We start from the raw sequence: 26199 nt of genomic DNA, 5'->3' as shown, positions 1-26199 counted from the left end.
GGCCTGCATGAGCACGGACCCAGAGCCGGGGGCATGCATGAGCACGGTCCGGGATCCAGCGGCTCACCAGGGCGCGGGCCCGGCCCGGATGACGAGCGCGGGCATGATTCCGGTGCTGGTCATGGGCACGGAGCTGGCTACGACGGCTCGCGCGGCGGTGGTGGCGGCGGCCGTGGCGGTGGCGGTGGCGGTGGCGGGGACGATCGCGGTCATGGGCATGGGCACTCGCACAGTCACGCCCACGGTCCTGCGGCGCCCGTCTCCCGGCATCTGCGCAAGGTCATCGCGGCGATCCTGATCCCGTTCGCCGCGGCGGTGGTGGTGGGGCTCGCGGTGCTGTGGCCGGGCGGTGCCCCGCCGCACGAGCGCACGGGGGTCGGCTTCGACCGACAGACACAGCAGGCCACGGTCACCAAGGTGGTCGAGCTGAGCTGCAAGGACGTGGGCGCCTCTGGCGTGCCGCCGACCGGTGACACCTCCACCGCCGAGGGTTCCTCCGCCGCGCAGCAGGAGAAGGGCACCTGCAAGAAGGCGACGATTCGCGTCGACACGGGCAACGACAAGGGCCGTACGTTCACCGAGATCGTGCAGCCCGACCAGTCACGGCAGTTGCACGAGGGCCAGGAGGTCGTGGTCGCCTACGAGCCCTCCGCGCCCAAGGACCTGCAGTACTCGGTCACCGACGTGAACCGTGAGTTCCCGATGATGCTGCTCGCCGGCATCTTCGCGCTCGCCGTCGTGGTGGTGGGCCGGATGCGCGGCGTCATGGCGCTGGTCGCGCTGGCCATCAGCTTCATGGTGCTTACCTTCTTCATCCTGCCGGCGATCCTGCAGGGCTCGAACCCGCTGGTGGTGGCGGTGGTGGGGGCGAGCGCCATCATGCTGATCGCCCTCTACATGTGCCACGGCCTGTCGGCCCGTACATCCGTCGCGGTGCTCGGCACGCTGCTCTCGCTGCTCCTGATCGGCCTGCTGGGCTCGGGGTTCATCGACTGGGCCGCGCTCACCGGCAACACGGACGACAACACCGGGCTGATCCACGGGCTGTACCCGTCGATCGACATGAGTGGTCTGCTGCTGGCCGGCGTCATCATCGGTTCGCTCGGTGTCCTCGACGATGTGACGGTCACCCAGACCTCGGCGGTCTGGGAGCTGCACGAGGCCAACCCGACGATGGGCTGGCGCGGGCTGTACCGCGCGGGCATCCGGATCGGCCGCGACCACATCGCGTCCGTGGTCAACACACTCGTCCTCGCCTACGCGGGCGCCGCCCTGCCATTGCTGCTGCTCTTCTCGATCGCGCAGAGCGGCGTCGGCACGGTCGCCAACAGTGAGCTGGTGGCCGAGGAGATCGTGCGCACGCTGGTCGGCTCCATCGGCTTGGTCGCCTCGGTGCCGGTCACCACGGCCCTCGCGGCCCTGGTGGTCTCGGCCGACCGGCCGGAGAAGGCGGCGGCGCCGACGGGCTCCCAGCCGGCTCCGGCGGGCTCCAGGCCGGCCCCGGCAGGCGCACAGGCGGCTTCCGGGCGCGGCGGGCGAGGGCGCCGACGGAAGCGGTGACAACAACGGCGCGGTGGCGACAGCGGCGCGGTGACGACTACGGCCTAGCCGGGTCGTTCGGTCCCGCCCGTCCGGCGGAGCGCGAAGTACATCCGGCGTTGAGGAAGCGCTCCCACGCGCCCCTTGTGCGCCGCTGAAGCGTTACGCCACCGCCACCCTCACCGGTGCGACACGTCAGCCGGCACTCTGCTCCTCCGCCAGGATGCGGTCCAGGGCCTCGTCGAGGTGGGCGTCGAAGTCGGCGAGCGCGCCCTCCTGCCCGAGCGGCACCAGCTTGTCGGTGCGGTCCAGGAAGGCCACGAGCGGCGCCACCGAGGAGCGGAACAGCGCCTGGTCGGCGCCGACCTGAAGGCGGATCAGAACGTCACCCAGCGTCTCGGAACCCGCCGGAGAGACCCGCACATCGCCCTCCCCGCACGGCCGCCCCACCCCGTCGACCAGCAGCTCACGCCCGAATGCCCAGGTCACCGGGGCATCGCCGGGCAGATGGAAGGTCAGACGTACGGCATAGGGATCACAGGTCTCGTAGCGCAGCTCCACCGGGATGCGGAAGGAAAGCTCCTCCGAGACGAGAAAGCTCATCATGACCTCTGCCTGTACGGACTCGCGCATCGCCTACCCCGTCGTTTGCCTTCGACTGGCCGGGAACGGAACCCGACACTGGTGGAATCTTGCTGAACGTACACGAGAGATCACAAGGAGTGAGTTTTCACATACTGATAGAGATCGAGAGTGACCCCAGGAGCCGCCCGACCTCGTCCTGCAACTGCCGCGCCGCCGGCAGCAGCCGGTCGGCCTGGTGGGCCGGCAGGGAAATGGCCATCGTCGCGGCCGTTGTGCCCACGGTGATCGGGATCGCCGCGCACACCGTGCCCAGCGCGTACTCCTGGCGCTCGGTCACCGTCTCCATCCGCCGGATCCGTTCGAGGCGGCGCAGCAGGGTGCGGCTGTCGCGCACCGTGTACGGGGTGATGGCCTGCACGGGATGGCGCGCGAGGTGGTCCCGGCGGGCGTCTTCGTCCAGCTGGGACAGCAGGCATTGACCGATGGCGTGCGCGTGGCCCGTCTCACGGAAGTCTGCCCACTCCTCGACCGCCGGAGTGCCCGGGCTGTCGGAGACGCACATGACCTCGATCTCGCCGTCGCGGTAGAGGGCGTAGTACACGGGGACGCCGATGGCGTCCCGGCACTGGGCGAGCGCCTCGGCGACCGTGCTGCGACGTTTCTGCTGGGCTCCACTGCTGCCCAGCCGCACAGCGGCCTCGCCGAGGAAGAACAGCCCTTTGTCGCGGCGCAGATAGCCCTCGTGCACCAGGGTGCGCAACAGGTGGTACGCGGTGGGCAGCGCCAGCCCGGTCTCGCGGGCGAGTTGCTTGGCGGGAGCGCCGTACTCGTGCTCGGCGACGCATTCCAGCAGGCGCATCGCGCGCTGGACGGATCCGATGAGCGTCGCGGAGTGTGGCTGCTCGGGGGGTGTCGGTGGGGGTGTCGGGGACGCCTGTCGCGGTACCTGGGGCACGGAGGGCGGCGGTCGTCGTACGGGTGTGTGGGGTTCTGAAGGTGCGGTGTCAACCGTGGCCAAGGGTTACTCCCGAAGCGCGAGGGGGGAGCCCGTGCTGGGAAACACGGGAGGGGTGCACGCCGCTCACGGGGTCGTCCCCCGCGTCGATTTCCGGACTCTATTCGTCCGTCAGCGCGCGCTGATGCCCTGCTCGGGAAACTTCCCTCGCCCGAGGGAACCGGTGATTCCTGTTACCGCCTCCCGGTTCCCACGGCTCTCACGGCCCTCACCAGTCGCTGCGCGACGACGAGCTCGACGTGAACTTCCGTACGACGTAGATCAGTCCACCGACCAGGGCCACGAACACCAGCACCTTGAAGAGCAGTCCGATGACGAACCCGACGACGCTGGCTATCAGCCCGCCGAACACGACCAGAGCGATGACCGGCACCGCGATCCACTTCACCCACCACGGCAGTCCTGCGAAGATCTCACGCATCGCCCTCGTCCTTACCTCTCCGCCCGTCCAAGCCGGGTCCTGATTCTGCGAATCTGCTGATTCCCTGCACTCGATGCTAGGGCGGGCAGGTGCCCCGGCGGGGGCCTCGCAGCCCTTGTCCTCCCCTGATCGATCCCCTAGGGAACCCCGAGACCGAGGGTCAGCTCTCAGGCGGAGAGAACACCACGAGCACCCTCAGGTCCTCGCTGATGTGGTGGAACTTGTGGGCGACCCCGGCCGGCACGTACACCACGCTGCCCCGCGCCACGTGCGTGGTCTCCATGCCGACGGTGATCTGGGCGCGGCCGCTCACAACGAAGTAGACCTCGTCCTGATTGTGCGGCTTCTGTGGATCGTGCTCGCCGGCGTTGAGCGCGTACAGACCGACCGACATGTTCCGCTCCCGCAGAAACTGCAGGTAGGCGCCCTCGTTGGCGGCGCGCTCCGCCTCCAGTTCATCCAGCCGGAATGCCTTCATCGCAGTCGTCCGCCCTCATCCCCGTGCTCATGGCCGATTTCGTCTGCCACGATCAGACACATGAAGAATTTCGTAGTCAAGACGATCGCCAACGCGGGCGCCCTGGCGGTCGCCGTCTGGCTGCTCGACAAGATCACCCTCACCGGTGACAGCACGGGCAAGAAGATCGGCACCCTGGTCCTCGTCGCGCTGATCTTCGGCGTGGTGAACTTCCTGGTGAAGCCGATAGTCAAGCTCCTCAGCCTGCCGCTGCTCATCCTGACGCTCGGTCTGTTCACACTGATCGTCAACGCGCTGATGCTGCTGCTGACCTCGTGGTTCGCCGACAAGCTCGACCTGAGTTTCCATGTCGAGGGCTTCTGGACGGCCGTGCTCGGCGGCCTGATCATCTCGATCGTCTCCTGGGCGCTCAACCTCGCCCTGCCCGACGGGGACTGAGCATCCGATGACCTACCGCGTCTGCTTCGTCTGCACCGGCAACATCTGCCGCTCCCCGATGGCCGAGTCCGTCTTCCGCGCCCGTGTCGAAGAGGCCGGGCTCGGCGGGCTCGTCGAGGTCGACAGCGCCGGCACGGGCGGCTGGCACGAGGGCGACCCGGCCGACCCGCGTACCGTCTCCGTCCTCGAAGAGCACGGCTACGACAGCGACCACGCGGCCCGGCAGTTCCAGCAGTCCTGGTTCGCCCGCCTCGACCTCGTCATCGCGCTCGACACCGGCCACCTCAAGGCCCTGCGCCGCCTCGCGCCCTCACCGGAGGACGCGGCGAAGGTGCGCCTGCTGCGTTCCTACGACCCCGCTGCCGGCGACGATCCGGACGTGCCGGACCCGTACTACGGCGGCCTGGACGGCTTCGAGGAGTGCTTGGAGATGGTGGAGGCGGCAAGCACGGACCTCCTCGCGGCGGTCCGCGAGCAGGTGGAGGGACGGGCGGCATGAGCGACGCACGGGCGCAGGGGCTGCCGTACGGCGGCGGAGACGGCACGCGCGCGGTGCGGGCCGGGCTGCCGGAGCCCGCCAAGTACGAGCCCACTCTGCCGGGCCCCGTGTTCGCCGCCCACTACCACCTGCCCGGCGAGCCCACGGGGCCGTACACCTACGGCCGCGACGACAATCCGACCTGGACCCATCTGGAGCGCGCCATCGGCGAGTTGGAGGCGCCGGGGGAGGACGACGTCGAGACGCTGGTCTTCGCGTCGGGCATGGCCGCCATCTCGTCGGTGCTCTTCTCCCGGCTGCGCGCCGGGGACGCGGTCGTCCTGCCCAGCGACGGCTATCAGGCGCTGCCTCTGGTGCGCGGGCAGCTGGAGGCGTACGGCATCGAGGTGCGCACGGCGCCGACCGGCGGGGACGCACAGCTCGGTGTCCTGGACGGCGCGAAGCTGCTGTGGATCGAGACGCCGTCCAACCCCGGTCTCGACGTGTGCGACATCCGACGGCTGGTCTCGGAGGCACACGCGCGTGGCGCCCTCGTCGCCGTCGACAACACGCTCGCGACGCCGCTCGGGCAGCGTCCGCTGGAGCTCGGTGCCGACTTCTCGGTGGCCAGCGGCACCAAGCAGCTGACCGGACATGGTGACCTGCTGCTGGGATACGTCACCGGCCGCGACGCCGAGGCCATGGGCGCCGTACGGCGCTGGCGCAAGATCGTCGGGGCGATTCCGGGGCCCATGGAGGCCTGGCTCGCGCACCGTTCCCTCGCCACGCTCCAGCTGCGTGTGGAGCGGCAGAACGCCACTGCCCTGGCGGTCGCCGAGGCGCTGCGGGACTGGCCGGAGGAGCTCGGGGTGCGCTATCCGGGGCTGCCCGGCGACGCCTCGCACGCGATCGCCTCGCAGCAGATGCGGGGTTACGGCTGCGTGGTCTCCTTCACGCTGCCCACGCGCCCGCGTGCCGAGCGTTTCCTGGACGCCCTGAAGCTCGTCGACGACGCGACCAGCTTCGGCGGGGTGCGGTCCACGGCCGAGCGGCGCGGACGCTGGGGCGGCGACGCCGTACCGGACGGTTTCGTCCGTATGTCGGTCGGCGCGGAAGATCCCGAGGACCTGGTGGCTGATGTGCTGCATGCACTGGACGAATCGGGGCACTGACCCGGGGTGCCCCGCGTCCGCCGGTGTCCGGCTACGTAGAACGGACGGTCCGAGCCTCCCCCCTCGTGGCTCGGACCGCCCTCGGTTCTGCGCGCGAAGAACCGCGCGAACAAGGCTAGTTGACTCTCTGTCAGTGTCCAATCACAGTAGCGACAGCGACCTATCGACTTATTTATAGTTGGGCCCTGCCCTGGGGGCTGGGGAGAAGGGCGGGGACAGGGAGGGGGTCGCATGGATCTGGCCTTGTTGCGCACCTTTGTGACCGTGCACCGGGCCGGCTCCTTCACCCGCGCCGCCGCACTGCTCGGACTGTCACAGCCGGCCGTGACGTCACAGATCCGCACCCTGGAACGACAGTTGGGCCGCCCCCTGTTTCTGCGGCAGGCCCGCGGGGTGACACCGACGACCATCGGCGACGAACTCGCCCACAAGGCGGCCCCGCACCTCGACGCCCTGGTGGAGATCGCCGAGACAGGCCTCGACGACGAGTCCTCCTTACGGTCCCTGCACCTCGCCGGCCCTCCTGAGTTCACCGCAGAGCGGGCGCTGCCCGCGCTCACCGCGCTGACCAGCGAGGACGGCCAGGGCTTCGCGCTGCGTGCGTCCTTCGGCAACGCCGAGGAGGTCCTCGAAGGACTCGCTGCCGGGCATCATGATCTGGCCATCAGTACGGCCCGTCCGCGCGGCGCTCTGCTCACCGCGACTCCGCTCTGCGACGAGGAACACGTCCTGGTCGCCGCTCCCCGTTGGGCCGACGGTATCGGCGCGGGCGTGCTGCGCAGCAAGGGTGCGCACGCCCTGGAGGACATCCCGGTGGTGGAGGTGCACGAGTCCCTGCCCTTCGTCTCCCGTTACTGGGCTTCGGTCTACGACTCCCGTCCCGCCGCTCCGGGCACCGTGATCGTCCCCGACCTGCGCGCGGTCCTCGCCTGTACGACCGCGGGGGCCGGGCTTGCGGTGTTGCCCCGCTATCTGTGCTCGACCGCCCTGGAGCGCGGCCACGTCGTCGCGCTGCACGAACCGCCGGTGCCGCCCCTGCGGACGTACTTTCTGGTGGTCCGCACCGGCACGCTGGCGATGTCGCACATCGCTCGGGCCCACGAGTGGCTGCTGCGAGCGGCTTCGGACTGGGCTTGAGCTGCGGTTTCCAACGGGCGTGAGCCGCTGCTCCCACCGGGCTTGAGCAGGGATTTCGGGGCCGTCACGCCGTGAGCTCGACCGGTGACGTTTCGCGATGTTTCACGTGGAACCTGCCGGGCCACATTTCTCCCATGACCGTCCGACCCGTGGTCAAGCGCACCGCCCGCGCCGTTCTGCTGGACGGTGACGACCTGATCCTGATCAAGCGCACCAAGCCCGGCATGGATCCCTACTGGCTCACACCCGGTGGCGGGGTCGAGCCGACGGACACGACTGTCGTCGACGCCCTGCACCGTGAGGTGTACGAGGAACTCGGTGCCAAGATCATCGATGTGGTGCCCTGTTTCGTCGACACCGTCGAGCACATCGGCGAGGACGGTGGGGCGACCGGGGTGAAGGTCCAGCACTTCTTCGTCTGCAGACTGGAGTCGATGGACCCGTCCTTGCGGCACGGGCCCGAGGTGGACGAGCCCATCGGCGAGTACGAGATCGTGCGGGTGCCGTTCACCCGGGTCGGGATCGCCTCTGTCCATCTCGTACCGCTGTCACTACGGCACTACCTGGACGGGAACATCGAGGGCGTCCGCGCCATGCACGCACCCGACCTGGGCTGATACCGCCGGTCGGCTGCGACGGTGGCAGCGGCTCGTCAGCTCCCGATGGCGACGAGTTCCTCCACCGAGTCATGGCGTATGCGATCGGTCGGGACGCCGATGTCCCTCAGCGCGTCCACCCCGCTGCGGATCATGCCGGGCGGTCCGGAGACATAGACGTCGTACTCGTTCCAGGGCCCGAACTCCCGTATGGCGTGCGGAAGCTGGAGCAGTCCGTGCCGGTCCACCACGGGACGGACCTCCAGCCACGGGTGGGACTGCTGGAGCCTGAGCATCGTGTCGATGTCGTACAGGTCCTGGTTGGTGCGGGCACCGTAGAAGACCTCGACCGGCCGCCGTTCGCCGTGCTCGGCGACGTCCTCGACCAGTGCCTTGATGGGCGCTATGCCGGTGCCTCCGCCCAGGCAGAGCAGACCGCTGTCCGTGGTGTGGTCCACGGTCATCGAACCGGCCGGCGGGCCGAGCCGGACGATGTCCCCCGGCCGGGCCCGGTGCACCAGCGCGTTGGAGACCCAGCCCGCGGGCACGGCCTTCACATGGAACGTCAGCAGGCCGTCGGAGCGGGGCGCGGAGGCGAAGGAGTAGTGCCGCCAGATCCTGGGCCACCAGGGCGTCTCCAGGCTCGTGTACTGCCCGGCGAGGAAGGGGTAGGGCTGGTCGGGGCGCACGGTGAGGACGGCGATGTCCGAGGTCCTGAGATCGTGCGACACGACCTCCGCGTACCACCAGGCGGGGGCGCGCAGTTCGTCGGCCGCGGCCGCGTCGATCATGACCTGCGAGATCGTCGTGTACGCCCGGACCCAGGCGGCTTCCATCTCCGCGTCCCAGACGCCGGCGGCGTACTTGCTCAGCGAGCCGATGAGGCATTCACCGACGGCCGGGTAGTGCTCGGCCCGGGTGCCGTACTTGCGGTGGCCGCGGCCGAGGTTCTGCAGGTACTCGACGAGGACGGGCTTGTTGTCGATGTGCTCGGCGGCGGTGAGCAGGGCCTTGAGCAGCCGGTCGCGCTGGGTGTCCATCGCGGCCGGGAACAGGGAGCGCAGGTCGGGGTGGCGCACGAAGAGCAGCGCGTAGAAGTACGAGGTGACCTTGTCGGCCACGGGGCCGACCTCGGCCATCGTCCGGCGGATCAGGACGGCGTCCGGGGAGGCGGGTTGGGCCGGAGCGGGGCGCTGCGTCGGAACGCTCAGTTGGGGGGACGGCGGGGGCATCGAGGCGAGACCCGACATCGAGGGGCGCGCGGTGGTGGCCTGAGCTGTGGCCCGGGCCGTGGCCAGAGGCTCCTGGCTTGGTATCTGCGTGAAGGCGGGAGGCTCTTGGGCTGGAGCGGGGGTGGGGGCCGATGGGGGCGCCATGTGGCTTGAAACGGGCGGGGCGGGGGCCGGCGGTGGAGCCATGCGGCTTGGGGCGGGCGGGGCGGGAGCCGGCGGTGGAGCCATATGACTCGGGGCGGGCGGGGCCGGCGTCGATATCGCGGCCGGTGCGCCTGGTTCCGGGGCGGGGTGGGCGCCGGGATGCGATATGCCGCCGGGGCCGGAGCCGTCGTCCGCGAGGTTCGCCTCTGGTGGGCCGTCCGTCGTGGCGCTCTGTGTGCTGTCGTCCTGGGTCGACGGCGCCGTGCCGGTGCCCGTCGCTGCCCTGCCTACCGGGCGCATCGCGGCCAGGCGGCGGCCCTCGGCCGTCTCCTGTTCGGTGCCCGGAGTGGTGGTCGCCGGCTGCTTGCGCGGGGTGAACCAGCCGCCCCCGCCGCCGGAAGTGCCGTTGTCGGCCGACGTGGTGGTCGGAGCGTCCATGGTGTGCCTCGCCTCGAACATCTTTCGGTCGGTCTGCGCACTTCCTCAGTCGGAAGGTGCCTGCTTCCCCCGCGTGGCTTGCTTTCCCCGTTCGTTGCCGTGGCCAAGGAGGCCACATTCAACCCGCATTCGCCCTCAGTACGGACAAGTAAGGCGAGAGTGTGACATTGGCCGCAGTACTCTCACCGCAGCATCCCACCGCGCATGGGCGCCCCGGCCCCATACCCGAGAATGCGGGTCTTCGATCTCTCCGTCCCGTTAGGCTGCGTTGCCTTGCGCTCGCTCCACGCCAGGAGCCTGCATCACAGCTCGGACACGAACCGGAGTCGACCCTACCGGCCGACGCCCCGATCACAAGTCCCCCCTGGCTCTCTCACGAATTGGTCGAGGAGACGAACGGGTAATTCCTTCAATTACCGACTACTGCGCACCAATTCATAGGCTTCCCATAGATCCATCCCCATGTAAGAGTGGGTCGCGAGTCCGGCCAGATGACGGTCCGCGTTGACCGCGACGGAAACGGGGACGGCACCGAACAGGTCCTTGTCCGACAGCGAGTCGCCATAGGCAACACAGTCGGCACGGGTCACTCCGAACTCGTCGCAGAGCCGGTCGGCGATGCGGACCTTGGCCGCGGCACTGAGCACTCCTGCCGGGTCGACGGGCTCCGTGAACGGCACGGCTGGAAAGCGGGAACCGTATGCCGCATGCGCGCCCCAGGCCGTCAGCCGCTCCACGAAGAAGGAGGGCGAGAGCGATACGACGGCGCAGTACTCGCCCTGTCCCCTGATCTGCGCCCAGACCTCACGGATCCGGGCCAGCCATGGAGCGCCCTCGAAAGCCGTCGCCACATGGTCCTCGGTGAGATCCACCCAGAGTGCGTGCACCCGCGCCGCATACTCCGGTGGCCCGATCAACCCCGCCGAGATCTCCCGTTCGAGCACCATGGTCTCCGCTTCCAGCCCGAGTTGCCGTGATATCTCCATGGGAGCGGATGTTCCGTGCAGGAGGGTGCCGTCGAGGTCGAAGAGATGAAGTCTCGCCATGAGGAATGAGGCTAATGCGAGGCGCTGTCGCTCCCTTGGGTGGAGATCGGGAACAACTCGGCCGGGCGGCGATGGGAGGAGAGTCGGCTAACGTCCACCGAACCCCCTGGGCGGCCACCGATGGACGCTCTCCTGACGGACGCCCGCCGTTCGTCCATGTTTCACGTGAAACACCCGGCGTCAGCCGGCGCGCTGTGCGGTCGGCCATGACATGGCCAAAAGCTCGTACGTCTCCCCGGAAACAGCTGGACGACCAGGGCAGTCGTCAGACAGCCTGACCTGCGTGCCGACTCCTTCCCTCGCCGCTCTGCCCATCCGCCGTCTGACGCTTCGCGACCTCACCGCCTGCGCCGACTTGTCCGAGGACCGGGGTTGGCCCCGCGAGGAACACAAGTGGGGATTCCTCCTCACCGCCGGGAAGGGCTACGGCATCGACGACCCCGACGGCGGCCTCGTCAGCGCCTGCGTTGTCACGACCTATGGGCCGCTGGAGCGACCCGACCTCGGGGCCATCGGCATGGTCCTGGTGGCCGAGCGGCATGCCCGCCGAGGGATCGGACGCCGGCTGATGCGTCACGTCATCTCCGCGATGGGGACGACCCCGCTGACACTGCATGCAACGCCGAAGGGCCGACCGCTCTACGAGGAACTCGGCTTCAAGCCCACCGGCCGGGCGGAGATGCTGAGCGGGCACTTCAGGCCCGGCGCGTCGGCGCCCGAGGTTGCCACGCGGGCAGCGACCGCCGAGGACCTCACCGCGATCCTCCGGCTGGACGAAGAGGTGTTCGGCGCCGAGCGCACGCACATCATCACGCGGTTGCCCGCGTTCACCGACCAGCTGCGCGTCGCCGAGGAGAACGGCAGGATCATCGGATACGCGGGTGCCTGGCCCAACATGAGTACCCAGGTCGTGGGCCCGCTGATCGCCCGTGACACGGAGACCGCGAAAGCCCTCATCACCTCCCTCGCCGCCCACACAGACAGCCCGTTGCGCACCGACATCGACGTGCGCCATGAGGAGCTTCTCGCCTGGGCGAAGGCGCGAGGCCTGGATTCCGTCGCCTTCAACACGGTCATGACGTCCGGCATCTCGGAACTGCCCGGCGACTGGACCCGGCGTTTCGCCCCGCTGACGGTGGCGGCCGGCTGAGGCACGCGGCCACGGGTCGCGACACCCATGGGAAACGCCGGTCCCCCTTTGGGAACCGGCGTTTCGTCATCGATACGACGGTGCCGTCAGACGAGAGCCTCGATCGCGGCCGTCGCGAACCGGTGATCCTGCTCGGGCGCGCCACCGCCGACCCCGATCGCCCCGATCAGTCGACCGTCCCGGTGGATCGGCACGCCCCCTGCGATGAAGAGCAGCGGGCGGTCGAGCGCGGTGGGCAGGGTGTGGAAGAGGCCCCCGGGCTGTACGGCGTCGACGAGCTCGGCGGTGGGGGCATCGAGCTGGAGTGCCGTGTAGGCCTTGCGGGTGCTGGTCTCCCCGGCGATCAGGACGGCGCGGTCGTCACGCCGGAAGGCGAGCAGATGACCTCCGGCATCCAGGACCGTGACACTGACGGTCACTCCTGCGGCCTCGGCGGTCCGGTGGGCAGCTGCGACGAGAACGTCGGCGTCCTGGGTGGTCAGCGGGGCGACGGCGTTGGTGGTGCTCATGAGGGGCGGTCTCCTTGCGGTGTGGTTCCGAGGCAAACGGCGTGGTGCTGAGACGGGCTGTCGCGGAGCGGGATGTGCGGGGGCGGCCCTGCCCCCCCACCAGGGTTGGCTCAGTGGTGTACGGCGGCTCGGTGCTCAACGGACGCTGTGCCCGTGACGACGGTGCCGGAGGCTGCTCCGTCGCGGCGCTCCAGTGCGGCCGACAGGACCGCGAGCAGCAGCGCGGCCGCGGCGAGGGCGGCGCCGACCCAGTTGGGGGACGTGTAGCCGAAGCCGGCCGCGATGACGAGGCCGCCGAGCCAGGCCGAGAGGGCGTTGCCCAGGTTGAAGGCGCCGATGTTCACGGCCGAGGCCAGCGTCGGGGCGCCGTGTGCCTGGTCGAGGACGCGCTTCTGCAGTGGAGGGACGGTGGCGAAGCCCAGGGCGCCGATCAGCGCGATCGTGACGGCCGCGAGGAGCTTGTTGTGCGCGGTGAACGTGAAGAGCACGAGCACGACGGCGAGGGCGCCCAGGGAGACGTACAGCATGGGCATCAGCGCGCGGTCGGCGTACTTGCCGCCGATCAGGTTGCCGCCGACCATGCCGAGCCCGAAGAGGACCAGCAGCCAGGTCACGGAGCCGTCGGCGAAGCCGGCGACATGGGTCATCATCGGCGCGATGTAGGTGATGGCCGCGAAGACGCCGCCGAAGCCGAGGACTGTCATCGCCATGGCGAGCAGGACCTGGGCGTTCTTGAACGCGGCCAGCTCATGGCGCAGGCGTACGCCCTCAGCCTTGGGCATGTCGGGGACGAGCTTGGCGATGCCGACCAGGCCGACGACGCCGAGGGCGGCGACGATGCCGAAGGTGACGCGCCAGCCGGCGGACTGCCCGACGAACGTGCCCAGCGGGACGCCGACGACATTGGCGACGGTCAGCCCGGTGAACATCATCGCGATGGCCCCGGCCTTCTTGTCCGGGGCGACCAGGTCGGCCGCCACGACCGAGCCGATGCCGAAGAAGGCACCGTGGGCAAGCGAGGCGACGACGCGGCCGATCAGCATGGCGGCGAAGGTGGGGGCGAGGGCGGACAGCAGGTTGCCGACGATGAAGAGTCCCATCAGCAGCATCAGCATCCGCTTGCGGGACACCTTGGTGCCGAGCACGGTCATCAGGGGTGCGCCGAGGACCACGCCGAGCGCGTAGCCGGTCACGAGCAGCCCGGCGGTGGGGATGGAGACGCCGAAATCGCCCGCGACCTCGGGCAGCAGGCCCATGATCACAAACTCGGTCGTTCCGATTCCGAAGGCCCCGATCGCGAGGGCCAGAAGCGCGAGAGGCATGGAGGGTGACACCTTCCAGAAGATTGCAGGAGCGCTTTACATTCGAAGACAATACTTGCAGACGCGTCATACTTGCAAGCGCAGACTATTGCGACCCTGCTCTACCCTGACTTCAGCCGCTCCGGGACAGAGGAAACGCCATGACAGCGACGGACCCCGCGCTCACCGCCCTCGCGCAGGGCTGGTGCGCCCTCTCCCTGCTGCACGGGAGGATCGAGGCGCACATCGAGCGCGCCCTGCAGGCCGGGCACGACCTGAGCGTGCGCGAGTACTCGCTGCTGGACGTGCTCAGCCGCCAGCACGACGGCGAGGGCGGCCACCTGCAGATGAAGCAGGTCGCCGACGCGGTCGTCCTCAGCCAGAGCGCCACCACCCGGCTCGTCACCCGCCTGGAGGACCGCGGCCTGCTCGCCCGCTACCTCTGCCCCACCGACCGCCGCGGCATCTACACCAACGTCACCGAAGCAGGCCTCAAGCTCCTCGCAGAGGCACGCCCCACCAACGACACGGCCCTGCGCGAGGCCCTCGACACGGCAGCCAGGAGTCCGGAGCTGGCCCCATTGGTACGGGTCGTGGAGTCGCTTCCGGCGCCCCCATAGAGTGCCGACATGGGAGATCTTGAGATACGACCCGCCGTCGCCGATGACATCCCCGCGATCGTCGCCATGCTCGCGGACGACCCCTTGGGCGCACAGCGTGAGTCACTGAACGACCTGACCCCGTATCTGGCCGCTTTCCAGCGGCTCAGCAGCGACCCGAACCAGCACCTGGTCGTCGCCGTCCGCGAGGGCCGCGTCGTCGGCACACTCCAGCTCACGGTCATTCCCGGGCTGTCCCGACAGGGCTCCACCAGGTCGATCATCGAGGCCGTACGCATCCACGCGGACGAGCGCGGCAGCGGGCTCGGTACCCAGCTCATCGAGTGGGCGGTCGCCGAATCCAAGCGCCAGAACTGCCAGTTGGTGCAGCTGACCTCCGACAAGACACGTACGGATGCCCACCGCTTCTATGAGCGGCTCGGCTTCACGGCCTCGCACATGGGCTTCAAGCTCTCGCTGTGACACAGAGGGCGCTGTTTCACGTGAAACAGCGCCCGCCGCACCGTCAGAACGAACCGCTGCCCCGCCACCCGCCGGGATCCACACCGCCAGGCACAGCAGCCCCCTCGTCGTACGGCTGACGCGTGAAGACGAACGACCCGAGGTCCAGATGGTCCACGGCTCCGTCGGGCCGTCGTACGGCCTTCAGGAGCTCGCCAGCGTAGTAGCCCTCCAGGCCGGTCCATGTGCCGTCGCCATTGGCTCGGAACCGCGAGCGGCGCCCCTTCCCGGACAACGGCTCCAGCGAGACGAGTCCATCAGCGGTCAGCCGCAGGGCGAATGCGTGCGTCCCCCAGTACCACTGGCCCGCCAGCTCAAGGACCGCCGTGTCGACTTCGGTCATCGGTCGCCAGGGTTCGGGGATCCGCGGCTCGGCCTCCGCGACGATACGGACGAGGTCGGCGGCGACGAGGGAGACCAGCGGACCGGAGGTGCAGTTGGCCAGCACGACGGCGGCCACATCGTCCTCCACGCTGATGGTCAGACTCGCCAGGAAGCCCGGCAACGACCCACCGTGCCCCACGAGGAGCCGTCCGTCCCGGCGCTGGACCTGCATGCCGAGGCCGTACGACGCGCCCTCCACCACATCGGCCGCCTCGGGCGGCGCCGCAGGTGTGCGCATCTCCAGTACGGTTGCCGGACTCAGCACCCGGTCGTCCCCCTTCGCCAGGAAGACGGCGAACCGCGCCAAGTCATCTGTCGTCGACCACAGTTGACCAGCCGGCGCCATTAGTCCGAGGTCCTCGACCGGCTCGGGGAGCATCGCATCCGCCCAGGGATGCACCGCCCAGCCTCCGGCGTGCGGCGCCTGCGGTCGTGAACTCGTACGCTTCAGGCCCAGGGGTTCGAGCACTTCACGCCGGAGTACGTCCTCCCACGGAGCCCCGCGCAGCCTCTCCACCAGCGCGCCCAGCAGGGTGTAAGCAGGGTTCGAGTAATGGAAGCGCCGACCGGAGGGATGCAGGAAGGGCTGGTCGCCCAGTACATCGGAGAGCTCGGGCCGCAGTGACGCGGGGCTCCGTTCCCACCACGGCGCGGGCGACTCCGCCGCCAACCCACTGGTGTGCGCGAGCAGTTCGGCGATGGTGGCCTCCCCCACGCCGGTCCCCGGCAGATGCTTCTCCAGCGGGTCACCGAGGTCGAGCAGGCCCTCGTCCCGCAGCCGCAGGACGAGAACGGCGGTGAAGGTCTTGGTGATCGAGCCGATCCGGTACTGCACATGCTCGTCCGGCCCATGCCCGTCCACCGAAGTGCGCGAGCCGTGCCACACGGCCCGCCCGCCCCGCACGACCGCGGCGACCAGCGAAGGCGCGCGCCCTTCGGCCTGGGCCACGGCGATCCGGTGCAGCAATGCCCGGCGTGTGGTGGGAAGCAGCTCATCCTGAGATGTCGTCATGCCCCCCAGTCCACCCCGGCGGCCTCTCAGGAGTCGAGCACATATCCCCGAGGAGGCGGATCAGGTCTGCGCCATGTCCACGAACCGTGAGTAGTGGCCCTGGAAGGCGACCGTGATCGTGGCCGTCGGGCCGTTACGGTGCTTGCCCACGATGATGTCCGCCTCGCCCGCGCGGGGCGACTCCTTCTCGTAGGCGTCTTCGCGGTGCAGCAGGATGACCATGTCGGCGTCCTGCTCGATGGAGCCGGACTCACGCAGGTCGGACACCATCGGCTTCTTGTCCGTACGCTGCTCGGGACCACGGTTGAGCTGCGAAAGCGCGATCACCGGGACCTCCAGCTCCTTCGCCAGAAGCTTGAGGTTACGGGACATGTCCGAGACTTCCTGCTGACGGCTCTCGGAACGCTTCGAACCACCGGCCTGCATCAGCTGCAGATAGTCGATGATCACGAGCTTGATGTCATTGCGCTGCTTCAGCCGACGGCATTTCGCTCGGATCTCCATCATGGACAGGTTCGGGGAGTCGTCGATGTAGAGCGGCGCCGCCGAGACCTCGGGCATCCGCCGCGCCAGACGCGTCCAGTCCTCGTCCGTCATGGTGCCGGAACGCATGTGGTGCAGGGCCACGCGCGCCTCGGCCGACAGCAGACGCATCGCGATCTCGTTGCGCCCCATTTCCAGGGAGAAGATGACGCTCGCCAGGTTGTTCTTGATCGACGCCGCCCGCGCGAAGTCCAGTGCGAGGGTGGACTTACCCATGGCGGGACGGGCCGCGATGACGATCATCTGGCCCGGGTGCAGACCGTTGGTGAGCGAGTCGAGGTCCGTGAATCCGGTGGGCACACCGGTCATCTCGCCGGTGCGCGAGCCAATCGCCTCGATCTCGTCGAGCGCGCCCTCCATGATGTCGCCGAGCGGCAGATAGTCCTCGCTGGTGCGCTGCTCGGTGACCGCGTAGATCTCGGCCTGGGCGCGGTTGACAATCTCGTCGACGTCGTCGTCGGCCGCGTATCCCATCTGTGTGATGCGGGTGCCGGCCTCGACCAGGCGGCGCAGCACGGCCCGCTCATGGACGATCTCGGCGTAGTACTCGGCGTTCGCCGCCGTCGGCACCGTCTGGACGAGGGTGTGGAGATACGAGGCGCCGCCGACCTTGTTGATCTCGCCGCGCTTGGTCAGCTCGGCGGCGATGGTGATGGGGTCGGCCGGCTCGCCCTTGGCGTAGACGTCCAGGATCGCCTGGAAGATCGTCTCGTGCGCGGGCTTGTAGAAGTCGTGGCCCTTGATGACCTCGACGACATCGGCGATAGCGTCCTTGGACAGCAGCATGCCGCCGAGTACGGACTGCTCGGCGTCGAGGTCCTGCGGCGGCACCCGCTCGAAGGCCGAGCCGCCGCCTTCCCACTCCCCGTTGTCCCGGCCGCGATCATGCTGCTCGTCACGGCCCCGGCCACCGTCGCCACGTCGGCGGGAGGCAGGCAGACGATCACTGGGCCCGCTGTCGGCCCACGGGTCGTCCAAGGGCTCGGAAATGCTCACCGAGCCACCTCCTCCCGTCCGCCGAGCGGACCTTCGCCGTGCCCCTCAGTTCTACGGCACGCCACTGACAAATAAGAGGCCCAACTCCGGTTCTGGCACGTCGGCTTTGTGACGCTTTCACGGCCGACGGACGGAGTGGGCGCCGGACCACGGTAGGCCCGCCGGCACCGTCAGCCAATCTGGTTATCCACAGGCCATGTGGACGACGGCCCCGATGCTGTGGAGAACTCCGCAAAACCTGTGCACGACACGGTGGACAGCCCTGTGAACAAGCCTCACGCGATTCGCGAACACCGCCTTTGACCTGCACATCTACCATCCACCGGCTGTGCAGAAGAAAAACTTCCCCAGTCGGACCAAGATCGCTTCGAACGGTGCGCAGAAGCACACACCAAGAGACGACAGGTAAGGGTCACAACTCAATTGCATCTCTTACCTGTGGACGATTAGATTGGTGGCCATGACACAGGCTCCCGCGACCCCCAAGGCCGCCCGACGACAGCACGACCGAGAGATCGTCGCACTGGCCGTCCCGGCCTTCGGCGCACTCGTCGCCGAGCCACTCTTCGTCATGGCCGACAGCGCCATCGTCGGCCACCTCGGCACCGCACAGCTCGCCGGTCTCGGAGTCGCCTCGGCCCTCCTCATGACGGCCGTGAGCGTCTTCGTCTTCCTCGCCTACGCCACCACGGCAGCCGTCGCCCGCCGCGTCGGTGCCGGAGACCTCCCGGCCGCCATCCGCCAAGGCATGGACGGCATCTGGCTGGCCCTCCTCCTCGGCGCCACCGTCGTAGCGGTCGTCCTGCCCACAGCACCGTCCCTCGTCGAACTCTTCGGCGCCTCGGACACCGCCGCCCCGTACGCAACCACCTATTTGCGGATCTCGGCGCTCGGCATACCGGCCATGCTCATCGTGCTCGCCGCCACCGGCGTTCTTCGCGGCCTGCAGGACACCAAGACACCTCTCTATGTCGCCATCGCCGGCTTCATCGCCAACGCCGTCCTCAACGTGGGTCTCGTCTACGGTGCCGACCTCGGGATCGCGGGTTCCGCCTGGGGCACCGTCATCGCCCAGTGCGGCATGGCTGCGATCTATCTCGTGGTCGTCGTCCGCGGCGCCCGAAAGCACGGTGCCTCCCTGCGCCCTGACGCTGCCGGGATAAGGGCCTCGGCACAGGCCGGAGTGCCTCTGCTGGTCCGCACCCTCTCGCTGCGGGCGATCCTGATGATCGCCACGGCCGTCGCGGCGCGCCTCGGGGACGCCGACATCGCCGCACACCAGATCATCCTGTCGCTGTGGAGCCTGCTCGCCTTCGCACTGGACGCCATCGCCATCGCTGGGCAGGCCATCATCGGCAGATATCTCGGTGCCGACGACGCCGAGGGCGCCCGAGCGGCCTGCCGCCGCATGGTGGAGTGGGGTATCGCGGCCGGCGTCGTACTCGGCCTGCTCGTAGTGATCGCCCGGCCCCTCTTCCTGCCGCTGTTCACCAGCGATTCCGTCGTCAAGGATGCTGCCCTCCCCGCCCTCCTTGTGGTGGCACTCTCCCAGCCGATCTGCGGCGTCGTCTTCGTCCTGGACGGCGTCCTGATGGGAGCGGGCGATGGTCCCTACCTTGCCTGGGCAATGGTCCTCACCCTGGCAGTGTTCACTCCGGTCGCGCTGCTCGTCCCCGTGTTCGGCGGCGGCCTCACTGCAATCTGGGCGGCCATGACACTGATGATGGCGGTGCGCATGCTGACGCTCTGGCTGCGCTCTCGCTCGGGCCGCTGGATTGTCACGGGCGCGACGCGCTGACTGTTTCACGTGAAACACGCTGTTTCACGTGAAACGGACGCGATCCGTCTCTGCACAGGTTGCACAGGCCCACAGCGAAGGGGCCGTACCTCAGCGGTACGGCCCCTTCGTTCAGCTGTTCAGCCGAGCGCGGCGATCAGGCCGCGATGACCTCGATGTTGACCTTGGCGGCAACCTCGGGGTGCAGACGCACGGACGTCTCGTGGGCGCCCAGGGTCTTGATCGGCGTACCGAGCTCGATGCGGCGCTTGTCGACCTCGGGGCCACCGGCAGCCTTGATCGCGGAAGCGATGTCGGCCGGGGTGACGGAACCGAAGAGGCGACCGGCGTCGCCGGAGCGGACGGCCAGACGGACCTTCACACCCTCAAGCTGGGCCTTGACAGCATTGGCCTGCTCGATGGTCTGGATCTCGTGGATCTTGCGAGCACGACGGATCTGCTCGACGTCCTTCTCGCCACCCTTGGTCCAGCGGATAGCGAACTTCCGCGGGATGAGGTAGTTGCGAGCGTAACCGTCCTTGACGTCCACGACGTCGCCCGCGGCACCGAGGCCGGAGACCTCGTGGGTGAGGATGATCTTCATTTTTCGGTCACCCTTCCCTTAGCGCGCGGTGGAGGTGTAGGGCAGCAGCGCCATCTCACGGCTGTTCTTGACGGCCGTGGCGACGTCACGCTGGTGCTGCGTGCAGTTGCCGGTCACGCGGCGGGCACGGATCTTGCCGCGGTCGGAAATGAACTTCCGCAGCATGTTCGTGTCCTTGTAGTCCACGTACGTGACCTTGTCCTTGCAGAAAGCGCAGACCTTCTTCTTCGGCTTGCGCACAGGCGGCTTCGCCATGGTGTTTCTCCTGTGTGATCAAGAAGTTTGGGTACGAACCCGCCCCTAGAAGGGGGGCTCGTCCGAGTAGCCGCCGCCACCGCCGCCGCCGGAGTTTCCACCCCAGCCGCCGCCACCGCCACCGCCGCCGCCCTGCTGGCCACCGGCAGGAGCGCCGGTCGCCCACGGGTCGTCGGCGGGAGCACCGCCGCCCTGCTGGCCGCCGCCGGAGTTTCCACCCCAGCCGCTGCCACCCTGGGCGCCGCCACCGCTACCGCCGTAACCGCCCTGGCCACCGCGGCCGGCGGTCTTGGTGACCTTGGCCGTGGCGTTGCGCAGGCTGGCGCCGACTTCCTCGACGTCCAGCTCGTAGACCGTGCGCTTGACACCCTCACGGTCCTCGTAGGACCGCTGCTTCAGCCGGCCCTGCACGATGACGCGCATGCCTCGCTGGAGCGACTCGGCGACGTTCTCCGCCGCCTGACGCCAGACCGAGCAGGTCAGGAACAGGCTCTCGCCGTCCTTCCACTCATTCGTCTGGCGGTCGAAGGTGCGGGGAGTGGACGCGACACGGAACTTCGCGACCGCCGCACCGGAGGGGGTGAAGCGCAGCTCGGGGTCGTCGACAAGATTGCCGACGACCGTGATGACGGTCTCGCCTGCCATGGGGAACCTCTCGGCGGGTTTGCTCTGGCTGCTTGGTTGCTGCTACTCGAATCCCGAGATCAGCTGAGCGGAAGAGCTCAGTGGGTCTCGGGGCGGAGGACCTTGGTCCGGAGGACCGACTCGTTCAGGTTCATCTGGCGGTCGAGCTCCTTGACGACCGCAGGCTCGGCCTGCAGGTCGATGACCGAGTAGATGCCCTCAGGCTTCTTCTTGATCTCGTACGAGAGACGACGACGGCCCCAGGTGTCGACCTTCTCGACCTTGCCGTTGCCCTCACGGACGACGGAGAGGAAGTTCTCGATCAGGGGGGCGACAGCGCGCTCCTCCAGATCGGGGTCGAGGATGACCATCACCTCGTAGTGACGCATGTGGAACCCACCTCCTTTGGACTCAGCGGCCACGGTCGTTCCGTGGCAGGAGGGTCGTGATGCGTACGCAACGGTATCGGCCGCCACTGACAATCGGGGGCCGGCTAGCGGTTCCCCCGCGTTGGACTGGGCAGACACCGGTGCAGACGGTACAGAGTACCTGCACACGTGCTTCCGGTTGAAATCAGCCCAGGGAGCCCGTCAATCTGTACACATCGGGTGTGTATGGCGCTACGATGCGCCGCTTTTCGCAGGAGGTGCCCTATGGCACAGGCATTGCGACCCAACACCGTCGGAGGCCTCTTCGCCACGGACGGAAAGCCCCACCCTCTCCAGGACACCCTGCTCGCGGTGACCCTGGTGCTGGGCATCACATCTTTCGTCACGGCGATGTTCCACAGCCTGCATCTGCTCAGCTCCTGGACCGGCCTGGTGGGCATCCTCACCGGCGCGTACGGCCAGTGGATCTCGGAGACGACCCGCGAGCGCTTCGGACTGATCATCGGTCTCGGCGCCTCGGCGGTCGGCTTCTTCCTGGGCATGGCGCACGGCGGTCTCTTCGGCGGGGTCTTCTGACGCCAAGGGCACCGGCCTCACCGAGCCGGCCTCGGAGGCTGTCCTCCGAACACCGGTAGAACAGCACAGAGAACACCGTCGAACGCCTCGGCGGCCCACAGGCCGGGGCGAAGCTGCCGTGCGCCCAGCCGGAGCGCTCCCACGGCGCAGTAGGCTTCGGCGCGAGAGCCGGAGCCCCTGTACCCATGGGGACACACCAGCCCGAGGAGCGCCCCGAATGAGCCTGACCCTGAGGACGATCAGTCGCGAGCAGCATCTGGCGTACATCCAGAGCCTGCCAGCGGCGAGCCACATGCAGGTTCCGGCCTGGGCCGACGTGAAGGCGGAGTGGCGCTCGGAGAGCCTCGGTTGGTTCGACAAGTCGGGTGAGCTGGTCGGCGCGGGTCTCGTCCTCTACCGGCAGCTTCCCAAGATCAAGCGCTATCTCGCCTATCTGCCCGAGGGCCCGGTCATCAACTGGTTCGCGCCGAACCTGACCGACTGGCTGGAACCGATGCTGGCGCATCTGAAGCACCAGGGCGCCTTCTCCGTGAAGATGGGTCCGCCGGTGATCATCCGGCGCTGGGAGGCCACCTCCATCAAGGCGGGCATCCAGAACCCGGACGTGAAGCGACTGCGCGACGTCGAGGCCGACTTCATCGAACCGCGCGCCTTCGAGGTCGCCGACAAGCTGCGCCGGATGGGCTGGCAGCAGGGCGAGGACGGGGGCGCCGGCTTCGGCGACGTCCAGCCGCGCTACGTCTACCAGGTGCCGCTGGCGAACCGGTCCCTGGAAGAGGTCCACAAGAACTTCAACCAGCTGTGGCGCCGCAACATCAAGAAGGCCGAGAAGGCCGGCGTCGAGGTCGTCCAGGGCGGCTACCAGGACCTTGAGGAGTGGCAGCGGCTGTACGAGATCACGGCCGTGCGCGACCACTTCCGGCCGCGCCCCCTGTCGTACTTCCAGCGCATGTGGACAGCCCTCAACAACGAGGACCCCAACCGCATGCGGCTGTACTTCGCCCGCCATGAGGGTGTGAACCTGTCGGCGGCGACGATGCTGATCGTCGGCGGCCATGTCTGGTACTCCTACGGCGCTTCCGACAACATCGGCCGTGAGGTCCGGCCCTCGAACGCGATGCAGTGGCGCATGCTGCGCGACGCGTACGCGCTCGGCGCGACCGTGTACGACCTGCGCGGTATCTCCGACTCGCTGGACGAGTCGGACCACCTCTTCGGTCTGATCCAGTTCAAGGTGGGCACGGGCGGGCAGGCTGCCGAGTACCTCGGGGAGTGGGACTTCCCGCTGAACAAGCTGCTCCACAAGGCGCTCGACCTCTACATGTCGTATCGCTGACCTCGCGTTCTCCGCTTCGGTACCGTCAACAGCTGCACCGGCGATAGCTTCCATACCTCTGATACACCGCAGCCACGAGAAAGGTTCCAGGTCCGGCCATGGCGCTCACGCTCTACGTCGACACCGCGCGCTGGCGGGCGCACCACAAGCACGTGCAGGAGCAGTTCCCGGGACTCGTCCCGGTCTGCAAGGGCAACGGCTACGGGTTCGGGCACGAGCGGCTGGCGGAAGAGGCCACGCGGCTGGGCTCGGACGTCCTCGCCGTCGGCACGACGTACGAGGCCGCACGCATCAAGGACTACTTCGGCGGTGACCTGCTGGTGCTGACGCCGTACCGGCGCGGCGAGGAACCGGTACCGCTGCCCGATCGCGTCATCCGCTCGGTGTCATCGGTGGACGGCGTGTACGGCCTCGTCGGCGCCCGTGTCGTCATCGAGGTGATGTCCTCGATGAAGCGGCACGGCGTGAGCGAGCGCGACCTGCCCCAGCTGCACGCCGCCATAGAGAATGTCCGGCTGGAGGGCTTCGCCATCCACCTGCCGCTGGACCGCACCGACGGCTCGGACGCCGTCGAGGAGGTCATCGGCTGGATGGACCGGCTGCGTGCGGCCCGGCTGCCGCTGCACACGATGTTCGTCAGCCACCTCAAGGCAGAGGAACTCGCCCGCCTGCAGCAGCAGTTCCCGCAGACCCGCTTCCGTGCCCGCATCGGCACCCGGCTGTGGCTGGGGGACCACGAGGCCACCGAGTACCGCGGCGCGGTCCTGGACGTCACGCGCGTCTCCAAGGGCGACCGCTTCGGCTACCGGCAGCAGAAGGCGGCCTCGGACGGCTTCCTGGTGGTCGTCGCGGGCGGTACGTCGCACGGGGTGGGCCTGGAGGCTCCCAAGGCCCTGCACGGCGTCATGCCGCGTGCCAAGGGCGTCGCCCGGGCCGGCCTCGCCACGGTCAACCGGAACCTTTCTCCGTTCGTCTGGGGCGGCAAGCAGCGCTGGTTCGCGGAGCCCCCGCACATGCAGGTCTCGATCCTGTTCGTCCCGTCGGACGCCCCGGAGCCGAAGGTCGGCGACGAGCTGGTCGCCCATCTGCGGCACACCACCACGCAGTTCGACCGCATCGTCGACCGCTGAACCGCTGCCCCTCGGCAGCTGAAGAACCACCGCTCGGCAACGCCTCAGCCGTAAAAGGCCGTACACGGAAGGATCCGTGTACGGCCTTTTACGTACGCTTTCTACGCCCTGTTCGCTCAGAGCGAACTGTCGCTCGCCTCCTGCTTGCCCCACGCCACCTGCGGTCCGTCGAAGTGGGCCGCGTGCCGCGGTGGATGGGCCGCGGAGCCGAACACGAACACGTCCTCCGCCCCGTCGAGGACCCCGCCCGAGGGGTCGTCGTCGCCGGCCCTGCGCACCGGATCCCGGTCCGGCATGAGGATGTCCCGTACGACGACGGCGCACAGGTACAGCGTCCCCAGCAGGTGCACGCCGATGGCCCAGTGGTAGCCGTCGGGCGGCAGTCCCTTGTGGGCGTCCCCGCTGGTCGTGTACGCGAGGTACAACCAGATGCCCAGGAAGTACGCCACCTCGCACGCCTGCCAGATGAGGAAGTCCCGCCAGCGCGGCCGGGCCAGCGCGACCAGGGGCACCAGCCACAGGACGTACTGCGGCGAGTAGACCTTGTTGGTGAGGATGAACGCCGCGACGATCAGGAAGGCCAGCTGGGCGAAGCGCGGACGCCGCGGCGCGGTGAGCGTGAGTGCGGCGATGCCGGCACAGCACAGCAGCATCAGCAGCGTGGCCAGTGTATTGACGGTCTCCGTGCTCAGCGGGTCGGTGGAGTTCTGGGTCAGGATCAGCCAGAAGGATCCGAAGTCGACGCCCCGCTCCTGACTGAACCGGTAGAACTGCGACCACCCGTCCCAGGCCAGCAGCATCACCGGAAGGTTCACGACCAGCCAGGCGAGTACGGTGCCGCCCAGTGCCTTGCCGAAGTCCCGCCACTTGCCCGCGCGCCAGCACAGCACGAACAGCGGGCCGAGCAGAAAGACGGGATAGAGCTTCGCGGCCGTGGCCAGCCCCAGCAGGACACCGAAGGCGGCCGAACGGCCGCGCGACCACATCAGCATCGCCGCGGCCGTCAGGGCGACGGCCAACAGGTCCCAGTTAATGGTCGCAGTCAGCGCGACGGCGGGGGCCAGGGCCACCAGCAGGCCGTCCCAGGGACGCCTGGCGTGCGTACGGGACACACAGACGGCGATGACGGCCGCGCACACCATCAGCATCCCGGCATTGACCATCCAGTACCACTGCTCCTGGTCCTGGATGCTGCCGCTGCCCGGTGTGAGCCAGGAGGCGACCTCCATGAACACACCGGTCAGCACCGGATATTCGAGGTACTCCATGTCACCGGAGAGCTTGTCGAAGTACGGCACGAGCCCATCAGCGAAGCCACGCCCCTGATAGAGGTGCGGAATGTCCGAGTAACAGGCATGCGTGTACTGCGAGCTGGCGCCGAAGAACCAGGCACCGTTGTAGCAGGGCGCCTTCTGAACCAGACCGAGGGCGAACATGCCGATCGCCACGAGCGCGACGATGCGCACAGGGGTCCACCAGGACGTGCCGAGCAGGGCGCGCCGTCCGATGGGACCACCGATCAGCTCACTCCCGCTCGCAGCGACCTCGTCGTCCTTGGTCGGCCGCACCGGGTCCGGCTCGTGCACGCTCGTGGGCGTCGTCTCTGCACTGGGCATGAGGCACATCCTGCCGTACGTGTCTGAGAACGGTGCCAGGACGAGGTGACTGCGACGGCTGTGTGTTTCACGTGAATAACCCGCTTTAACCGTAAAAAACCACCCGGGTCCATTTAAAAAAAAAGATCGCCCCCCTGAGCAATATAATATGGTTTTG

General features: G+C 68.5%; 28 protein-coding genes. 13 read left to right on the top strand and 15 right to left on the bottom strand.

Going from position 1 to position 26199, the window contains the following annotated elements; all coding sequences use genetic code 11:
- Positions 1–33 precede the first annotated feature (33 nt).
- Positions 34–1560, top strand: a complete 1527-nt coding sequence (locus ACFWYS_RS37070; RefSeq protein ID WP_384778823.1) for a YibE/F family protein — start codon at positions 34–36, stop codon at positions 1558–1560.
- Positions 1561–1734: 174 nt separating this feature from the next.
- On the opposite strand, the gene ACFWYS_RS37065 is transcribed toward ACFWYS_RS37070, so the two are convergent.
- The 4 genes from ACFWYS_RS37065 to ACFWYS_RS37050 form a co-directional block, all read right to left on the bottom strand.
- Positions 1735–2172 carry an SsgA family sporulation/cell division regulator gene (locus ACFWYS_RS37065; protein ID WP_062707976.1) on the bottom strand — a complete coding sequence of 146 codons (438 nt, stop codon included), beginning with the start codon at positions 2170–2172 and terminating at the stop codon, positions 1735–1737.
- 97 nt (positions 2173–2269) lie between these two features.
- The gene (locus ACFWYS_RS37060) at positions 2270–3142 is read right to left on the bottom strand and encodes an IclR family transcriptional regulator (RefSeq protein ID WP_384778819.1); all 873 of its coding nucleotides are present in this window, start codon (positions 3140–3142) and stop codon (positions 2270–2272) included.
- 205 nt (positions 3143–3347) lie between these two features.
- Complete coding sequence (locus tag ACFWYS_RS37055; RefSeq protein ID WP_030048440.1) at positions 3348–3560, bottom strand: DUF5326 family protein; 213 nt, start codon at positions 3558–3560, stop codon at positions 3348–3350.
- A 160-nt stretch (positions 3561–3720) separates the two neighbouring features.
- Positions 3721–4038 (bottom strand): cupin domain-containing protein, encoded by a 318-nt coding sequence (locus tag ACFWYS_RS37050; RefSeq protein WP_274240896.1) that lies wholly within the window; start codon positions 4036–4038, stop codon positions 3721–3723.
- A 60-nt stretch (positions 4039–4098) separates the two neighbouring features.
- On the opposite strand from ACFWYS_RS37050, the gene ACFWYS_RS37045 reads away from it, so the two are divergent.
- From ACFWYS_RS37045 to ACFWYS_RS37025, 5 genes are all read left to right on the top strand, one after another.
- Positions 4099–4476, top strand: coding sequence for a phage holin family protein (locus ACFWYS_RS37045; RefSeq protein WP_384778815.1), 378 nt, complete (start codon positions 4099–4101; stop codon positions 4474–4476).
- A 7-nt stretch (positions 4477–4483) separates the two neighbouring features.
- Positions 4484–4975: a low molecular weight protein-tyrosine-phosphatase gene (locus ACFWYS_RS37040; protein WP_384778812.1), complete on the top strand. Its 492-nt coding sequence runs from the start codon at positions 4484–4486 to the stop codon at positions 4973–4975.
- A complete protein-coding gene (locus tag ACFWYS_RS37035) occupies positions 4972–6126 on the top strand; it encodes a cystathionine gamma-lyase (RefSeq protein ID WP_384778810.1) in 1155 nt (384 codons plus the stop codon). The genes ACFWYS_RS37040 and ACFWYS_RS37035 overlap by 4 nt, the downstream gene beginning before the upstream one ends.
- A gap of 231 nt (positions 6127–6357) precedes the next feature.
- Positions 6358–7263, top strand: coding sequence for a LysR family transcriptional regulator (locus ACFWYS_RS37030; protein WP_384778807.1), 906 nt, complete (start codon positions 6358–6360; stop codon positions 7261–7263).
- A gap of 134 nt (positions 7264–7397) precedes the next feature.
- Positions 7398–7880, top strand: coding sequence for an NUDIX domain-containing protein (locus tag ACFWYS_RS37025; RefSeq protein ID WP_384778804.1), 483 nt, complete (start codon positions 7398–7400; stop codon positions 7878–7880).
- Between the two features lie 35 nt (positions 7881–7915).
- Here the strand turns inward: ACFWYS_RS37025 and ACFWYS_RS37020 are convergent, their stop codons facing one another.
- On the bottom strand, positions 7916–9694 hold the full coding sequence (locus tag ACFWYS_RS37020; RefSeq protein WP_384778801.1) for a globin domain-containing protein: 1779 nt from the start codon (positions 9692–9694) through the stop codon (positions 7916–7918).
- A gap of 392 nt (positions 9695–10086) precedes the next feature.
- Positions 10087–10719 (bottom strand): HAD family hydrolase, encoded by a 633-nt coding sequence (locus tag ACFWYS_RS37015; protein WP_384778798.1) that lies wholly within the window; start codon positions 10717–10719, stop codon positions 10087–10089.
- A 283-nt stretch (positions 10720–11002) separates the two neighbouring features.
- On the opposite strand from ACFWYS_RS37015, the gene ACFWYS_RS37010 reads away from it, so the two are divergent.
- Positions 11003–11869, top strand: coding sequence for a GNAT family N-acetyltransferase (locus ACFWYS_RS37010; protein WP_384778795.1), 867 nt, complete (start codon positions 11003–11005; stop codon positions 11867–11869).
- Positions 11870–11955: 86 nt separating this feature from the next.
- Here ACFWYS_RS37010 and ACFWYS_RS37005 read toward each other — a convergent pair whose 3' ends face one another.
- Both ACFWYS_RS37005 and ACFWYS_RS37000 read right to left on the bottom strand, forming a co-directional pair.
- Positions 11956–12378, bottom strand: a complete 423-nt coding sequence (locus ACFWYS_RS37005) for a heme-binding protein (RefSeq protein WP_384778792.1) — start codon at positions 12376–12378, stop codon at positions 11956–11958.
- A 110-nt stretch (positions 12379–12488) separates the two neighbouring features.
- Entirely contained in the window at positions 12489–13700 is a 1212-nt protein-coding gene (locus ACFWYS_RS37000) for an MFS transporter (protein WP_384778789.1), read from the bottom strand.
- A 140-nt stretch (positions 13701–13840) separates the two neighbouring features.
- On the opposite strand from ACFWYS_RS37000, the gene ACFWYS_RS36995 reads away from it, so the two are divergent.
- A complete protein-coding gene (locus ACFWYS_RS36995) occupies positions 13841–14299 on the top strand; it encodes a MarR family winged helix-turn-helix transcriptional regulator (protein ID WP_384778786.1) in 459 nt (152 codons plus the stop codon).
- A 9-nt stretch (positions 14300–14308) separates the two neighbouring features.
- The gene (locus ACFWYS_RS36990; RefSeq protein WP_384778783.1) at positions 14309–14761 is read left to right on the top strand and encodes a GNAT family N-acetyltransferase; all 453 of its coding nucleotides are present in this window, start codon (positions 14309–14311) and stop codon (positions 14759–14761) included.
- Between the two features lie 43 nt (positions 14762–14804).
- Here ACFWYS_RS36990 and ACFWYS_RS36985 read toward each other — a convergent pair whose 3' ends face one another.
- Together ACFWYS_RS36985 and dnaB are read right to left on the bottom strand one after the other, a co-directional pair.
- Positions 14805–16196, bottom strand: a complete 1392-nt coding sequence (locus ACFWYS_RS36985) for a serine hydrolase domain-containing protein (protein ID WP_384778780.1) — start codon at positions 16194–16196, stop codon at positions 14805–14807.
- Positions 16197–16256: 60 nt separating this feature from the next.
- Entirely contained in the window at positions 16257–17735 is a 1479-nt protein-coding gene (gene dnaB / locus ACFWYS_RS36980; RefSeq protein ID WP_384778777.1) for a replicative DNA helicase, read from the bottom strand.
- 460 nt (positions 17736–18195) lie between these two features.
- Here dnaB and ACFWYS_RS36975 point away from each other — a divergent pair, with 460 nt between their 5' ends.
- Entirely contained in the window at positions 18196–19533 is a 1338-nt protein-coding gene (locus tag ACFWYS_RS36975; RefSeq protein WP_384778774.1) for an MATE family efflux transporter, read from the top strand.
- A gap of 136 nt (positions 19534–19669) precedes the next feature.
- On the opposite strand, the gene rplI is transcribed toward ACFWYS_RS36975, so the two are convergent.
- The 4 genes from rplI to rpsF all read right to left on the bottom strand — a co-directional run bounded on the left by rplI (position 19670) and on the right by rpsF (position 21384).
- Entirely contained in the window at positions 19670–20116 is a 447-nt protein-coding gene (gene rplI, locus ACFWYS_RS36970) for a 50S ribosomal protein L9 (RefSeq protein WP_272115611.1), read from the bottom strand.
- A gap of 18 nt (positions 20117–20134) precedes the next feature.
- Positions 20135–20371: a 30S ribosomal protein S18 gene (rpsR, locus tag ACFWYS_RS36965; RefSeq protein WP_003949403.1), complete on the bottom strand. Its 237-nt coding sequence runs from the start codon at positions 20369–20371 to the stop codon at positions 20135–20137.
- Between the two features lie 45 nt (positions 20372–20416).
- Entirely contained in the window at positions 20417–21016 is a 600-nt protein-coding gene (locus ACFWYS_RS36960) for a single-stranded DNA-binding protein (protein ID WP_384778770.1), read from the bottom strand.
- A 77-nt stretch (positions 21017–21093) separates the two neighbouring features.
- Positions 21094–21384 carry a 30S ribosomal protein S6 gene (gene rpsF, locus ACFWYS_RS36955; protein WP_005482942.1) on the bottom strand — a complete coding sequence of 97 codons (291 nt, stop codon included), beginning with the start codon at positions 21382–21384 and terminating at the stop codon, positions 21094–21096.
- Positions 21385–21648: 264 nt separating this feature from the next.
- Between rpsF and ACFWYS_RS36950 the strand changes: the two genes are divergently transcribed.
- The 3 genes from ACFWYS_RS36950 (at position 21649) to ACFWYS_RS36940 (ending at position 24426) form a co-directional block, all read left to right on the top strand.
- Positions 21649–21960 carry a hypothetical protein gene (locus ACFWYS_RS36950; RefSeq protein ID WP_272115749.1) on the top strand — a complete coding sequence of 104 codons (312 nt, stop codon included), beginning with the start codon at positions 21649–21651 and terminating at the stop codon, positions 21958–21960.
- A 217-nt stretch (positions 21961–22177) separates the two neighbouring features.
- Complete coding sequence (gene femX, locus ACFWYS_RS36945) at positions 22178–23296, top strand: peptidoglycan bridge formation glycyltransferase FemX (protein WP_384778766.1); 1119 nt, start codon at positions 22178–22180, stop codon at positions 23294–23296.
- A 98-nt stretch (positions 23297–23394) separates the two neighbouring features.
- A complete protein-coding gene (locus tag ACFWYS_RS36940; protein WP_384778763.1) occupies positions 23395–24426 on the top strand; it encodes an alanine racemase in 1032 nt (343 codons plus the stop codon).
- A 116-nt stretch (positions 24427–24542) separates the two neighbouring features.
- Here the strand turns inward: ACFWYS_RS36940 and ACFWYS_RS36935 are convergent, their stop codons facing one another.
- Positions 24543–26042: a glycosyltransferase family 87 protein gene (locus ACFWYS_RS36935; protein ID WP_384778760.1), complete on the bottom strand. Its 1500-nt coding sequence runs from the start codon at positions 26040–26042 to the stop codon at positions 24543–24545.
- Positions 26043–26199: the final 157 nt, after the last annotated feature.

The organism is Streptomyces sp. NPDC059010 (assembly GCF_042740355.1).
GTDB lineage: Bacteria > Actinomycetota > Actinomycetes > Streptomycetales > Streptomycetaceae > Streptomyces.
Note: the sequence above shows the minus strand (reverse complement) of the source record. Positions and strands in the feature narration are given on the sequence as shown.

Coding starts and splice junctions, on each gene's coding strand:
- rplI (WP_272115611.1), bottom strand. CDS start 20,116: ATGAAGATCATCCTCACCCACGAGGTCTCCGGCCTCGGTGCCGCGGGC.
- ACFWYS_RS37050 (WP_274240896.1), bottom strand. CDS start 4,038: ATGAAGGCATTCCGGCTGGATGAACTGGAGGCGGAGCGCGCCGCCAAC.
- rpsR (WP_003949403.1), bottom strand. CDS start 20,371: ATGGCGAAGCCGCCTGTGCGCAAGCCGAAGAAGAAGGTCTGCGCTTTC.
- ACFWYS_RS36950 (WP_272115749.1), top strand. CDS start 21,649: ATGGCACAGGCATTGCGACCCAACACCGTCGGAGGCCTCTTCGCCACG.
- ACFWYS_RS36975 (WP_384778774.1), top strand. CDS start 18,196: ATGACACAGGCTCCCGCGACCCCCAAGGCCGCCCGACGACAGCACGAC.
- ACFWYS_RS37030 (WP_384778807.1), top strand. CDS start 6,358: ATGGATCTGGCCTTGTTGCGCACCTTTGTGACCGTGCACCGGGCCGGC.
- ACFWYS_RS37065 (WP_062707976.1), bottom strand. CDS start 2,172: ATGCGCGAGTCCGTACAGGCAGAGGTCATGATGAGCTTTCTCGTCTCG.
- ACFWYS_RS36985 (WP_384778780.1), bottom strand. CDS start 16,196: ATGACGACATCTCAGGATGAGCTGCTTCCCACCACACGCCGGGCATTG.
- ACFWYS_RS37020 (WP_384778801.1), bottom strand. CDS start 9,694: ATGTTCGAGGCGAGGCACACCATGGACGCTCCGACCACCACGTCGGCC.
- ACFWYS_RS36940 (WP_384778763.1), top strand. CDS start 23,395: ATGGCGCTCACGCTCTACGTCGACACCGCGCGCTGGCGGGCGCACCAC.
- ACFWYS_RS37045 (WP_384778815.1), top strand. CDS start 4,099: ATGAAGAATTTCGTAGTCAAGACGATCGCCAACGCGGGCGCCCTGGCG.
- ACFWYS_RS37035 (WP_384778810.1), top strand. CDS start 4,972: ATGAGCGACGCACGGGCGCAGGGGCTGCCGTACGGCGGCGGAGACGGC.
- femX (WP_384778766.1), top strand. CDS start 22,178: ATGAGCCTGACCCTGAGGACGATCAGTCGCGAGCAGCATCTGGCGTAC.
- ACFWYS_RS36935 (WP_384778760.1), bottom strand. CDS start 26,042: ATGCCCAGTGCAGAGACGACGCCCACGAGCGTGCACGAGCCGGACCCG.
- ACFWYS_RS37015 (WP_384778798.1), bottom strand. CDS start 10,719: ATGGCGAGACTTCATCTCTTCGACCTCGACGGCACCCTCCTGCACGGA.
- ACFWYS_RS37005 (WP_384778792.1), bottom strand. CDS start 12,378: ATGAGCACCACCAACGCCGTCGCCCCGCTGACCACCCAGGACGCCGAC.
- ACFWYS_RS36995 (WP_384778786.1), top strand. CDS start 13,841: ATGACAGCGACGGACCCCGCGCTCACCGCCCTCGCGCAGGGCTGGTGC.
- ACFWYS_RS37055 (WP_030048440.1), bottom strand. CDS start 3,560: ATGCGTGAGATCTTCGCAGGACTGCCGTGGTGGGTGAAGTGGATCGCG.
- ACFWYS_RS37025 (WP_384778804.1), top strand. CDS start 7,398: ATGACCGTCCGACCCGTGGTCAAGCGCACCGCCCGCGCCGTTCTGCTG.
- rpsF (WP_005482942.1), bottom strand. CDS start 21,384: ATGCGTCACTACGAGGTGATGGTCATCCTCGACCCCGATCTGGAGGAG.
- ACFWYS_RS36960 (WP_384778770.1), bottom strand. CDS start 21,016: ATGGCAGGCGAGACCGTCATCACGGTCGTCGGCAATCTTGTCGACGAC.
- ACFWYS_RS37000 (WP_384778789.1), bottom strand. CDS start 13,700: ATGCCTCTCGCGCTTCTGGCCCTCGCGATCGGGGCCTTCGGAATCGGA.
- ACFWYS_RS37070 (WP_384778823.1), top strand. CDS start 34: ATGCATGAGCACGGTCCGGGATCCAGCGGCTCACCAGGGCGCGGGCCC.
- ACFWYS_RS37040 (WP_384778812.1), top strand. CDS start 4,484: ATGACCTACCGCGTCTGCTTCGTCTGCACCGGCAACATCTGCCGCTCC.
- ACFWYS_RS36990 (WP_384778783.1), top strand. CDS start 14,309: ATGGGAGATCTTGAGATACGACCCGCCGTCGCCGATGACATCCCCGCG.